The organism is Clostridium tertium (genome assembly GCF_017873245.1).
GTDB lineage: Bacteria > Bacillota > Clostridia > Clostridiales > Clostridiaceae > Clostridium > Clostridium tertium.
In genome coordinates this window covers 1-12,131 of record NZ_JAGGJY010000025.1, presented here as the reverse complement: position 1 = coordinate 12,131, position 12,131 = coordinate 1, and the positions used below count along the sequence as shown (strand labels likewise).

General features: G+C 27.8%; 14 protein-coding genes, 2 tRNA genes and 2 rRNA genes. 4 read left to right on the top strand and 14 right to left on the bottom strand.

The window, feature by feature from the left end:
• Both J2Z25_RS17870 and J2Z25_RS17865 read right to left on the bottom strand, forming a co-directional pair.
• Positions 1-2,439 carry an ATP-dependent Clp protease ATP-binding subunit gene (locus tag J2Z25_RS17870; RefSeq protein ID WP_209741517.1) on the bottom strand — a complete coding sequence of 813 codons (2,439 nt, stop codon included), beginning with the start codon at positions 2,437-2,439 and terminating at the stop codon, positions 1-3.
• A gap of 67 nt (positions 2,440-2,506) precedes the next feature.
• On the bottom strand, positions 2,507-2,962 hold the full coding sequence (locus J2Z25_RS17865) for a CtsR family transcriptional regulator (protein ID WP_008681246.1): 456 nt from the start codon (positions 2,960-2,962) through the stop codon (positions 2,507-2,509).
• Positions 2,963-3,122: 160 nt separating this feature from the next.
• Here J2Z25_RS17865 and J2Z25_RS17860 point away from each other — a divergent pair, with 160 nt between their 5' ends.
• On the top strand, positions 3,123-3,758 hold the full coding sequence (locus J2Z25_RS17860) for an MBL fold metallo-hydrolase (protein ID WP_209741516.1): 636 nt from the start codon (positions 3,123-3,125) through the stop codon (positions 3,756-3,758).
• A gap of 40 nt (positions 3,759-3,798) precedes the next feature.
• Here the strand turns inward: J2Z25_RS17860 and J2Z25_RS17855 are convergent, their stop codons facing one another.
• The 7 genes from J2Z25_RS17855 to J2Z25_RS17825 all read right to left on the bottom strand — a co-directional run bounded on the left by J2Z25_RS17855 (position 3,799) and on the right by J2Z25_RS17825 (position 7,453).
• Positions 3,799-3,969 carry a DUF362 domain-containing protein gene (locus J2Z25_RS17855; protein ID WP_008681251.1) on the bottom strand — a complete coding sequence of 57 codons (171 nt, stop codon included), beginning with the start codon at positions 3,967-3,969 and terminating at the stop codon, positions 3,799-3,801.
• Positions 3,970-4,095: 126 nt separating this feature from the next.
• The gene (locus J2Z25_RS17850) at positions 4,096-4,299 is read right to left on the bottom strand and encodes a heavy-metal-associated domain-containing protein (protein WP_209741515.1); all 204 of its coding nucleotides are present in this window, start codon (positions 4,297-4,299) and stop codon (positions 4,096-4,098) included.
• A 14-nt stretch (positions 4,300-4,313) separates the two neighbouring features.
• Positions 4,314-5,219, bottom strand: coding sequence for a PSP1 domain-containing protein (locus tag J2Z25_RS17845; RefSeq protein ID WP_008681256.1), 906 nt, complete (start codon positions 5,217-5,219; stop codon positions 4,314-4,316).
• Positions 5,220-5,222: 3 nt separating this feature from the next.
• Complete coding sequence (locus tag J2Z25_RS17840; RefSeq protein ID WP_209741514.1) at positions 5,223-6,158, bottom strand: DNA polymerase III subunit delta'; 936 nt, start codon at positions 6,156-6,158, stop codon at positions 5,223-5,225.
• A gap of 17 nt (positions 6,159-6,175) precedes the next feature.
• Positions 6,176-6,505 (bottom strand): cyclic-di-AMP receptor, encoded by a 330-nt coding sequence (locus J2Z25_RS17835; protein WP_209741513.1) that lies wholly within the window; start codon positions 6,503-6,505, stop codon positions 6,176-6,178.
• A gap of 91 nt (positions 6,506-6,596) precedes the next feature.
• Positions 6,597-7,226: a dTMP kinase gene (gene tmk, locus J2Z25_RS17830; protein WP_209741512.1), complete on the bottom strand. Its 630-nt coding sequence runs from the start codon at positions 7,224-7,226 to the stop codon at positions 6,597-6,599.
• A 20-nt stretch (positions 7,227-7,246) separates the two neighbouring features.
• Entirely contained in the window at positions 7,247-7,453 is a 207-nt protein-coding gene (locus tag J2Z25_RS17825) for a sigma factor G inhibitor Gin (protein WP_008681264.1), read from the bottom strand.
• Positions 7,454-7,737: 284 nt separating this feature from the next.
• Here J2Z25_RS17825 and J2Z25_RS17820 point away from each other — a divergent pair, with 284 nt between their 5' ends.
• Positions 7,738-8,889 (top strand): zinc-binding metallopeptidase family protein, encoded by a 1,152-nt coding sequence (locus J2Z25_RS17820; protein ID WP_209741511.1) that lies wholly within the window; start codon positions 7,738-7,740, stop codon positions 8,887-8,889.
• A 39-nt stretch (positions 8,890-8,928) separates the two neighbouring features.
• Here J2Z25_RS17820 and J2Z25_RS17815 read toward each other — a convergent pair whose 3' ends face one another.
• Positions 8,929-9,447 carry a hypothetical protein gene (locus J2Z25_RS17815; protein ID WP_051005299.1) on the bottom strand — a complete coding sequence of 173 codons (519 nt, stop codon included), beginning with the start codon at positions 9,445-9,447 and terminating at the stop codon, positions 8,929-8,931.
• Positions 9,448-9,730: 283 nt separating this feature from the next.
• Here J2Z25_RS17815 and J2Z25_RS17810 point away from each other — a divergent pair, with 283 nt between their 5' ends.
• Complete coding sequence (locus J2Z25_RS17810) at positions 9,731-10,678, top strand: magnesium transporter CorA family protein (protein ID WP_209741510.1); 948 nt, start codon at positions 9,731-9,733, stop codon at positions 10,676-10,678.
• An 80-nt stretch (positions 10,679-10,758) separates the two neighbouring features.
• On the top strand, positions 10,759-11,679 hold the full coding sequence (locus J2Z25_RS17805) for a S66 peptidase family protein (RefSeq protein ID WP_209741509.1): 921 nt from the start codon (positions 10,759-10,761) through the stop codon (positions 11,677-11,679).
• Positions 11,680-11,712: 33 nt separating this feature from the next.
• On the opposite strand, the gene J2Z25_RS17800 is transcribed toward J2Z25_RS17805, so the two are convergent.
• The 4 genes from J2Z25_RS17800 to J2Z25_RS17785 all read right to left on the bottom strand — a co-directional run.
• Positions 11,713-11,787: transfer RNA gene (locus tag J2Z25_RS17800), tRNA-Cys, on the bottom strand.
• A 5-nt stretch (positions 11,788-11,792) separates the two neighbouring features.
• Positions 11,793-11,868 (bottom strand) — tRNA-Phe (locus J2Z25_RS17795).
• A 5-nt stretch (positions 11,869-11,873) separates the two neighbouring features.
• Positions 11,874-11,990: ribosomal RNA gene (gene rrf / locus J2Z25_RS17790) — 5S ribosomal RNA — on the bottom strand.
• A 59-nt stretch (positions 11,991-12,049) separates the two neighbouring features.
• Positions 12,050-12,131, bottom strand: a 23S ribosomal RNA gene (locus tag J2Z25_RS17785); the annotation flags it as partial.

Sequence of the window (12,131 nt, the reverse complement as noted above, 5' to 3'; positions counted from 1 at the left end):
CTATGATATATGCTTAAAATAAAGTTCCTCTCCATTGCAATATACTTCTAAGTTATCTCCGCCCTTAATGTAGCCTTTTAACATCTCTTCACTTAACTTATCTTCTAATTCCTTTGTTATTATTCTCCTTAAAGGTCTTGCACCATAATTAGTATCTACACCTTTATTTACTAAGAACCTTTTACTTTCTTCATTTAAGTTAATTGTTATTTTTCTATCTTTAAGCTTATCTATGGTATTATTTAACATTAAATTTACAATTTTTAATATATCACTATCTTCTAATTTATGAAAAACAATTATATCATCAATTCTATTTATAAATTCCGGTTTGAATTGTTTCTTAATTTCTTCCATAATATTTTTCTTCATCTTTTCATATTCACTATCAACTAAACTATTTGAAGCTGAAAATCCAAGAGTATTTTGTTTTTTTATATCATGAGCTCCTACATTAGATGTCATTATAACTATTGTATTTTTAAAGTTTATAATTTTCCCCTTACTATCTGTAAGTCTTCCATCCTCCATTATTTGTAGTAATATATTAAATACATCCGGATGAGCCTTCTCTATTTCGTCTAATAATATAACTGAATAAGGGTTTCTTCTAACAGCTTCTGTCAACTGTCCACCTTCATCATGACCAATATATCCAGGTGGAGCTCCTATTAGCCTTGCTACAGAATGCTTTTCCATATACTCTGACATATCTATTCTAATTAAATTTTTCTTATCTCCAAACATAGCTTCTGCTAAGGCATTGGATAGTTCTGTTTTTCCAACACCTGTTGGTCCACAAAATATAAATGTTCCTATAGGCCTATTGGGATCCTTCAGCCCTACTCTTGCCCTTCTTACAGCTTTAGATACAGCCATTACAGCTTCCTTTTGACCTATCACCCTTTTATGAAGTATATCTTCAAGTTGTAATAATTTTTCTGATTCTTGCTCTGTTAATTTCTCTAGAGGAATTTTAGCCCAACTTGATACTACCTTTGCAATTTGTTCACTATTAACAATATAATTATTACACTCATTATTTGTTAAATCTATCTTTAAACTATTCAATTTATTTTTTAATTGTCTTTCCTTATCTCTTAACTCTGCTGCTTTTTCAAAGTTTTGATTTCTTATTGCCTCTTCTTTTTCCTTAGAATTATTCTCTAATTGAAGTTGTAAATTCATTATATCCGGTGGTGAAGTTAAATTTTCTATTCTTACCTTTGCTGATGCTTCATCAATTAGATCTATAGCTTTATCCGGCATAAATCTATCTGTTATATATCTATCTGATAACTCTACAGCTGCTTCTAAAGCTTCGTCCTCTATCCTTACCATATGATGTGCTTCGTATCTTTCCCTAAGTCCTTTTAATATATCTAAAGTCTCTTCTTTTGATGGCTCTTCAACTCTAACCGGTTGAAATCTTCTTTCTAGAGCTGAATCCTTTTCTATATGTTTTCTATATTCATCTATAGTTGTAGCTCCAATACATTTTATTTCACCTCTTGCTAAAGCAGGTTTTAAAATATTTGATGCATCTATAGCACCTTCTGCACCACCCGCTCCAACAATTGTATGAATTTCATCTATAAATATTATTATATCTTTAGAATTTCTTATTTCATCCATTACTTTTTTTAATCTATCTTCAAATTCTCCTCTATATTTAGCTCCTGCTAACATAGAAGTTAAATCTAATGAAATTATTACTTTATCCTTTAGTATTTCTGGCACATTTCCATTTATTATTCTTTGGGCTAGCCCTTCAATAACTGCTGTTTTACCTACTCCAGGTTCTCCAATTAAACAAGGATTATTTTTTATCCTTCTACACAGTATCTCTAAAATTCTTCTATTTTCATTTTCCCTTCCTACTACTGGATCCAATTTTCCTTCCTTAGCCATCATAGTTAGATTTCTTCCATATTGGCTTAATAGAGGAGTTTTAACAGTTTTTTTCTTATCCTTCTCTTCAACTTTTATTTCCTCTACCTCCTTCTCATATAGATAATTACTTATATCAGTCTTTATTAATTTCAAATCTAACTTTAAGGTAGAAAGTATTGTATAAGCTACACCCTCTGTATCATCTAATAAAGCTAATAAAATATGCTCTGGATTTATATAATTATGATCATATATTCTTGCCTTTACTAAGCTATCATCAAATAATCTCTTTGTTCTAGGATTCAGTAACATCTCACCTACTGATATATCTATATCTCCAAAACCAAGATAATCTTCTATAAGCTTTCTTACTTTATCAATAGTAGCTCCATTAATATATAATACTTGCTTTGCATATCCACCCTCTTTTAATAACCCTAAAAGAATATGTTCAGTACCTATATATCCATGTTTAAAATATTGTGACTCTTTTTGAGCCTCTACTAGTACTAATTGTGCCCTCTCTGTTAACTTCCCAAAAATCATATATACCTCCATACCCTATTGCTAAAATTAACAACTATACAGATAAACCTTGGCCACTTAAAATATTTTACGATAATATAACTGTAATAATTCCTTTTAACATATCAGCCCTTAATTTATTTTTGTCTTCCACAGATACTAATGTTCTATCATTTAAAGATATTTTTATTATTTCATATTCCTTTTCAGTAATATTTTTAGTATCTTTTAAATGATCTAGTATAGATAAAGCGCCTCCATATGTTATACTTTCTCCTATTGAAGTATTTATTAATAACAGTCTTTCATCCTTATCATCGTATGTTATTTTTTTAATTACTATGCACCCTCCGCCACCTCTTTTACTTTCTATTATATAACCTTTTTCATAAGTAAACCTTGTTGTGAGCACATAATTGATTTGCGATGGTGCACATGAAAATTTATCTGCTAATTCATTCCTTTGAATTAATACTTGTCTTTCTCTTTCTTCATTTATCATATCTTTAATAAAATTTTCTATTGTATCTGAAATTCTTGCCATATTTTCACCTTCTTAAACTTATTTTCCTGATTGACCTTCTTTGACTTTTATTATATATTATAAATTTTAATATGTCCATTTCACTGCTTTTATTTTCTAAAATAAAAGCGAATGATATTGCATTTTTTTATCCAAACTATATATTAAGAGGTGATCAAATATGGAAATTAAATGGATTGGTAATACAAGTTTTTTAATAAAAAATTCTACTGGTAAAAGAATTCTTTTAGATCCAATACAAATATACCCTTATATAGAAAAATATGATTTGAATCCAAATATAATTACATTTAGCCATACTCATAATAATGAAATTATTAATAAGCATGTTGATAAAAATTGTATAATAGTAAATTCAACTTGTTCTTTTTCAAATGATTTTGTTACCTTAGAGGGATATAAAACATTTAAAGATGATCTTTCTGGATATAAACGAGGTGAAAATATAATTTATTTGTTAAACATAGATGAATTTAAAGTTTGTCATCTTGGTTCTTTAGGTCATCAGTTGAATGATGACTTATTAGATAAGCTAACTGATTTAGATTTTTTATTCATTCCAATAGGCGGACATTTTTGTTTAGATGGATTTTCTGCTGCTAAACTCGCCTTAAGTTTAAAACCTAAGTATATAATTCCAATGTTTTTTAAAACATCTTCTGAATATTTTTATTTAGATGGTCCTCATAAATTTTTATCTTCGTTAAAAAATATTTTATCTTATAATACAAATACTATATATTCTAATGATTTATCTTTTAAAGATAGATGTTCTGTAATACTATTATCTGCATAAAAATAAAGAACCGCTATAATTAGCGGTTCTTTATGTAAAATTATGCTTGTACTGGAGCTCCTACTGGACAAACATTTGCACAGTTTCCACAATCTATGCAAGTGTCTTCATCGATAACGAATTGAGTATCTCCTTGGCTTATAGCATTAACTGGACATTCTGCAGCGCAAGCACCACAGTTTACACATGAATCTTCAATTTTGAATGCCATAAAAAGCACCTCCTAATATTATGAATTTATTTCACAATCTATTTTATCATAAGCATTTAAATTTTTAAAGGCTTAAGAAGAATTTATATAATATGATATTTCACTTTATTTTATCTATCATTTTATTTAGCTTATACTATATCCTACTTCTTCAATAGATATAATTATTTTATCTTCAGTTATACTTTTATCATCATATACTACACTTACTTCTTTTTTAGATAAACTTACCTCACAAGCTATAACCCCTTCATTATGTGCCACAGCTTCTCTTATGCTAATAACATCATCATTTGTATTAAGATTAGCAACCTTTAATAGTGATTTCATTAAGATTTCCCCCCTTAATTATCCTTTATAAGATCCTTTATTAATTTTTTATCTTCTGGTGATTCTATTTCTAGTTTTATGTCTGATTCATCTACTGAATCTTCATAGCTACCTTCAACAAGCTCAATATCATCTATTTTAAATTCTTCTACTACTTCCTCATCGCCTCTTCTATATTTGACCTTCACACTTTCCTTAACAGTACTATTGCTTACAACTTCACCAGTAGTATCGCCCATAGAAACGATAGAACCTGCTCTAGGCAATCTTTTTCTTATATCTTCATATGTGCTTTGTTCATAATTTAAACAGCACATTAACCTACCACATATTCCTGATATCTTCGTTGGATTTAAAGATAGATTTTGTTCCTTTGCCATCTTTATAGATACAGATGCGAAATCACCAAGGAATGTAGAACAACATAATGGTCTTCCACATGGTCCTAGTCCTCCTAACATTTTAGCTTCATCTCTGACCCCTATCTGCCTCAATTCTATTCTTGTCTTAAATATAGTTGCTAAATCCTTTACTAATTCTCTAAAGTCTACTCTTCCATCAGCTGTAAAATAGAATATAACTTTATTATTATCAAAAGTATATTCTACATCGATTAACTTCATGTTTAATCCATGTTCTTCTATTTTTTTTAAGCATATCTCTAAAGCATCTTTTTCCTTTACTTTATTATCCTTATGTTTATTTATGTCTTCTTCTTCTGCAATCCTTATAACACTCTTTAATGGTGCCACTATATCAGTTTCTGGTATTTCCTTAATACCAATAACACATTCTCCAAACTCTATTCCTCTTGCTGTTTCTACAACAACAAAGTCTCCTTTTTTTACATTTAAATCGCTTGGATCAAAATAATATATTTTACCGGCTTTCTTGAATCTTACGCCTACAACTTTTATCATTATTTAAACCTCCATAAAACCTATAAGCATTACTCTAATCGTTAATTGGAAGTTAGAATTACTTAATAATGTCAATCTAGCATCTCCAATCTTATCAATTATTTTGTTAAGCCTCTTATAGGACATTTCAATAGCTAATTGTTTTATATTTTCTATTTTATCCCCATTTATTATTCCACTAGTATCGCTTATTTCTTTATAGACAATTACGTCTCTTATAAAGGAGGCTAAAATGTTCAGTATTTCTTCTTTTTTATCTTTAAATGATAATATTTTATCTTCAAAATCTAAAAGATTTTTCGTATTACCATTAACTAATGTATATAATAAATCAATTAATATATTTCTTAGATCTTTTAATGAGGAATCCCTTAGAAAATTCTCAGCTTTTCCTGGGATTCCTTCACTATATGCAATAGCTGCTTTTATTTCATCACTACTATAATCATCAATACCCAAACTTTCTATATAAATCTTAACTTCATTCTTTGTTAATGGAGTTAGCTTATATACTTGGCATCTTGATTTTATAGTATCTAAAATAAGCTCTAAACTCTCACATAATAAAATAATAAAAACACCTTTTGGTGGTTCTTCTATAGTCTTTAAAAGAGCATTCTGTGCTTGTACTGTCAATTTATTTCCATCATAAATTATAATAACTTTTTTATCACTCTCAAAGGGCTTCTTATTTATTTCATCAACAATTTCTCTTACATCATCTACCCCAAAAGAGGATTTTCTAGATCTATAATTTACAATATCTATAGAATTTCTATCTTCATTTACGCCTAATATAGTTTTGGCTAATATCTTAGCTAAATTGCTCTTTCCAATTCCATCTTCTCCTACAATTATATGTGCATGGGAAATTTCATCTTTTTCTATTCTTTTTTTAAAACTATCAATTATTCTTTCGTGTCCAATAAATTGTCCCATTACACCCTCCAATGTAATTATATTTTAATAAATTGATCTACATCTATAACAAATATAGTAGCTCCCCCAACTTCAATTTCTATAGGGTATGACATATACATATCAACATTTCCTGTAATAGGGGTTGGCGTTGTTATAACTTGTTTCCTAGTTTTGCAAACATCTTCTACAACATCTATAACTGTTTGAACTTTATCTTTTTCAACACCTATAATTAAAGTTGTATTTCCTGATTTTAAAAAACCTCCAGTTGATGCTAACTTAGTAACTCTAAAGCCTGCTTCTGTGATTGCATCTACTAAATCTAAAGCATCGTCATCTTGTACCATAGCTATTACTAATTTCATATTAACCCCTCCAATAAAATTATACTCCTATAATAATATTCTATCATAAAAGCTATATAAATTGATTAAATTTTTTTTCTCTCAATACATTTTATTTAATAAAATCAGTAATTATTTCTTTTACAACATTAAAAACTTCTTCTATTGATTTTTCTGCATTTATTTTTACAAACTTCTCTTTATTTTCTTCATATAATTTAAGATATCCATCTCTTACTTTATTATGAAAATCAATTTTTTCTAAATCTAATCTATTTATTTCTCTCTCTTTATTTTTGTTTATTCTCTCCAATCCTATTTCTGGTGATAAGTCAAATAATATATTTAAGTCTGGCATATATTCACCTACTGTAAATTTATTTATTTGATATATTTCATCTATTCCTATATTCCTAGCATATCCCTGATAAGCTAGTGATGAATATATAAATCTATCACATAATACTATAGCTCCTCTATCAATCTCAGGAATAACTTTTTCAACTAAGTGTTGTCTTCTAGCAGCAGCATATAGTAATGCCTCAGTTCTACTATCCATTTTTGTATTCTTAGTATCTAATATTACTTCTCGTATATCTTCTGATATTTTAATTCCACCTGGTTCTCTTGTCTTAATGCACTCTATATTATTTTCTATAAAATAATCATATACCATGTCCAATATTGTGCTTTTACCAGATCCGTCTCCACCTTCAAATACTATAAATTTTCCTTTATCCATTTATTTATACCTCATGCTATTTAAAAATTATAGTTGCTTAATAGCCAATCTCTTATTCTATCTTTATAAAAGTTATACTCAAAATCATCAACTGTCATTGTTGCTATCTTCTCATTACAATAATGGCATAATAAGCTTTTTTCTATAATTATATCACTATATACTTCTTTTCCACAAACCTTACATTTATTTTCATTTTTATCTATTCCTTTTATTAATAAATCCATACTATCCCATCCTTTTATAATAATTTTATTATAATTCTCACCAAATAATAGTATTTCTATACTTTCAAAAAATTATATATGATTATAAAAATGCTTTATGGTTAGTCTACTTGAATATATGAATAAGAATATTTACATAACTCAATGATTTTGTAATTTATATGGAACATTAGATATATGTTTTTAATTTACTGTCTTATTAAATTAATATATTAGTTATTTTATAAATAATTATTTGCATTTAAGGGAAAATTAAAAACAAGATAATTTGGGAGGAATATAATATGAAACAAGAAATGATTTGTTATTTAGAAAAAAATAAAGATGATATAAAGAAATTAAATGATTATTTATATAATAATCCTGAAGAAAGCTACAATGAATATACTAGTTATAATTATATTTGTAACTTCTTAATTGATCATGAATTTACTGTAAAAAAGGAATTTTTAGATTTAAAAACATCCTTCTATGCATCTAAAGGAAATGGTTATCCTAAAATATGTTTTTTATGTGAATATGATGCTGTTCCTGGCGATGGGCATTTAACCGGTCATAACTTATTAACATCGACTTCAATTGCCGCTGCTTTAACATTAAGTTCTGTTATTGAAAAAATAGGTGGCACCATAATATTAATAGGTTGCCCTGGTGAATATCTAGGTGGAACAAAATCAGTTATGGTAAAACAAGGTGTGTTTGATGATATTGATGTTGTTTTAGTTGCACATCCAGATACTATAACATCAGAGAGTGGAAGTTCATCTGCTATAATACCATTAAGCATCAAATTTATAGGGCATAGTGGATTAAGCTTCTTAAATAAAGGATCATATACTTCGCTAGATGGTATTCTTTTAACATTTAATATCTTAAATTCATTATTAAAAGGATTTCCTGAAGACGTAGAAGTGAACTCAATATTATCTAATGGTGGCTTTACTCCTTTACTATTGCCATTAGAATCTGAAGCTAAATTTTATATTAGAGCTAAGGAAATGGATATTGCTAAAATTGCAGAAAGCAAATTAAGGGAAATTGCAATTTATGTTTCAAAACTTATACGAGTTCAATATTCATTTTCTTTATATGAACCTGAAAATGAAGAATTAATAACCAATAGAACTTTAAATAGATTGTTTAGCCATAATTTAAAGGAAAATGGCATAATAAATATTTCTGGTCCAAGGGATATTTATTCTGGATTAAGCTTAGGTATTGTTAGCAAAAAAGTTCCTTGCATTCATCCTTATATTTCAATAGTTACAGATGATAGCATAAGGTATGGTACAAAAGAATTCGCTAATGCTACAATATCTGATTATGCTTTTAATGAAGCAATGAAAGCAGCTTTATCTTTATCATTTACTGGATATGATATCATATTAAATGAAAATCTTTTGTCAGAAGTAAAAAATGAATTTTATAAAAAATAGGCTCTATATAGAGTCTATTTTTCTATATAGAGCCATTTATTATATAACTTTTCTTTCTAATAACCTACATTTCAACTCTCCGTGCTTTATTAGCTTAGTAATAAGTTTATCACTTGGTTGAAATTTGATCTTTTCAATTCTATCTCCATTTTTAAAAATGCAATAATATGATTTTGAATTAATTCTGTTACATAAGTACTTTTTTGATTTTTTTATAAATTGATACTCTTTAGGTATAGATGATCTTTCACCTATATATAGTACATCAGAGATTCTTATACTTTCTAAATTCTTTTCTTCTTTATTATTAATTAGATTTATTATAAGCTTGTCTGCTATTACTGCATACTTATAAGATACTGAACAACTTCTAATTTCTTTAACAATTAAAATTATAGTTGTTAATACTAGAGCTACATTAAATATATGACCAATTATATGTCTATTATATTTAGATCTTTCTACTGCTTCCCCCAAATATAATGTAGCTGTTATCACAAATAAAATCATTGAAATAACCGGTACTCTCTTTTTAGCAACAACTTCTCTATGCATCATTTTGTATTTATCCCCCATTAAGACATTACTCTATTCATTTAAGCAATATTGTGATTATACTAATTATTTATACTTTTATCCATATTAATATTTAATAATTAATAGTCATATTTTTATCTTCTCTTTTGGTTAAATCAGATTACTTTCTTAATATACATTTTTTCTTTTAATATCTTCATTTATCTATATCAATAATTTTTTTTAATAAAAATTTATTTATCATATTACAAATAATCATATTAATAGTATAATTATCTTTGAAACTTAACTAAGGAGGTTAATTATGATACAAATTTATAAAAGTATTAGTGAACAAAATCCATCACTAAAAATTCTCGATAATCTAGAGCCAGGTTGTTGGATTAATATTATAGCGCCTTCTGACGAAGAGTTAATTTTAATTTCAAAGAAGACTGGTGTTCCATTATCATTTTTAAAAGCTCCATTAGATGATGAAGAAACTTCTCGTATAGATATAGAAGAGAATTGTTTATTAGTTGTAGTAGATATCCCATTTACCGAAATGGAAGATAATTCTCTTACATATGATACATACCCTTTAGCAATTATTCATACCGAAAAACAAATTATAACAGTATGCTTAAAAAATAGTCGTATTTTAACTGATTTTATAAACGGTAAAGTAAAATCATTTTATTCATTTAAGAAATCAAGATTTATATTACAAATTTTAAATAGAATATCAAATTCTTACTTAATTTATTTAAGACAAATAGATAAAAAGAGTTTAATGATAGAAAAAAGATTGCATAAATCTATGAAAAATAGAGAACTTATTCAATTACATTCATTAGAGAAATCTTTGGTATACTTCTCTACATCACTTAAGGCAAATGAAATTACTCTTGAAAAAATGCTAAAACTAGATATAATGCAAAAATATGAAGAAGACCAAGATGTTCTAGAAGATGTTATAATTGAAAATAAGCAAGCTATTGAAATGACTGAAATATATAGCAATATTCTTGCAAGTACAATGGATTTCTTTGCTTCTGTTATTTCAAATAACCTAAATATAGTTATGAAGGTTTTAGCTTCTGTTACAATATTAATGGCAATACCTACTCTTATTGGTGGCATATTTGGAATGAATTTTATAAAAATGCCACTAATTAATAATGAATATGGTTTTGAGATTACAATGGTTATTACCTTAGTATTAACATTCGGTGCAGCATACTTATTGTATAGAAAAGATATGTTTTCATAGAAATAAAGCTAGTTATAAGTACTAGCTTTATTTTTTTTGTAGTATATTTACATATAAATAATTTTAAGTAGGTGTATATAGTGTTAAAATTAAAATCATTAAATAATTCTGCTACTATTGGTATTATTGCTCCAGCTTCACCAGAATCTAAAGAATTTATAGATAAAAAAATTGATGTATTTAAAAAGCTAGGGTTTAAAATAAAAAAAGGCAAGCATTTATATGATTCTTATGGATATTTGGCTGGAACTGATAAAGATCGTGCAGACGATCTTAATTCTATGTTTGCTGATAAGGAAGTAGATGCCATAGTTTGTCTTAGAGGCGGCTACGGATCAATTCGAATGGTTTCTTATTTAGATTTAAAACTTATAAAAAGTAATCCTAAGCCCTTATGCGGATATAGTGATATCACCTTATTATTAAATTATATTAGTAAAACCTGTAAGTTTGCTACATTTCATGGCCCAATGATAACTTCAAATTTTGATGATATCATGACTAAAGAATATTTTTTAAGTGTTTTTACAAATAAAAACTCTAAAATAATATACAATTTGAAAGATATCTGCGGAGAAAATTATCTAGTATGGAATAAACAAAATTTTAAAGGTAATATAGTTGGAGGGAACTTATCTATAATTTGTTCCACAATTGGGACTCCATATGAAATAGATTTTAAGAATAATATCTTACTCATCGAAGATGTTAATGAAAGCCCTTATGCTGTGGATAGAATGTTATCTCAACTAATTTCCTGTGGAAAGCTCCAAAAGCTTTGTGGAATAATAATAGGATATTTTACCGATTGTACAAATAAAGATACTGATTTTTCAATATATGAGATTATAAAACAAAAATTACTGCCTTTAAATATACCTATTATTCAATATCTTCCTATAGGTCATGATTATCCTAATATAACTATACCAATAGGTTCAGCATTTGAATTCCTATCTGATGATGATTTACTTATCCAGAAAAAGATAATTTTTAAATAAAAAAATCCTACAAGATTACTTGTAGGATTTTTTTGGAGGCGCCACCCGGATTTGAACCGGGGAATAAAGGTTTTGCAGACCTCTGCCTTACCACTTGGCTATAGCGCCATACCTGGTGGCTCGACCAGGAATCGAACCAGGGACACGAGGATTTTCAGTCCTCTGCTCTACCGACTGAGCTATCGAGCCACATTACCTGGCAACGTTCTACTCTCCCACACAGTCACCCATGCAGTACCATCGACGCTGTAGAGCTTAACTTTCCTGTTCGGAATGGAAAGGAGTGTTTCCTCTACGCCATCATCACCAGATTTCATTTTCAGAGTGTTCTCTGAAAATTGCATACGAATTAATTTTAAGCCTATTTTTATTGGTCAAGCCCTCGACCTATTAGTATCAGTCAGCTAAATATGTTACCACACTTACACCTCTGACCTATCAACCTTGTGTTC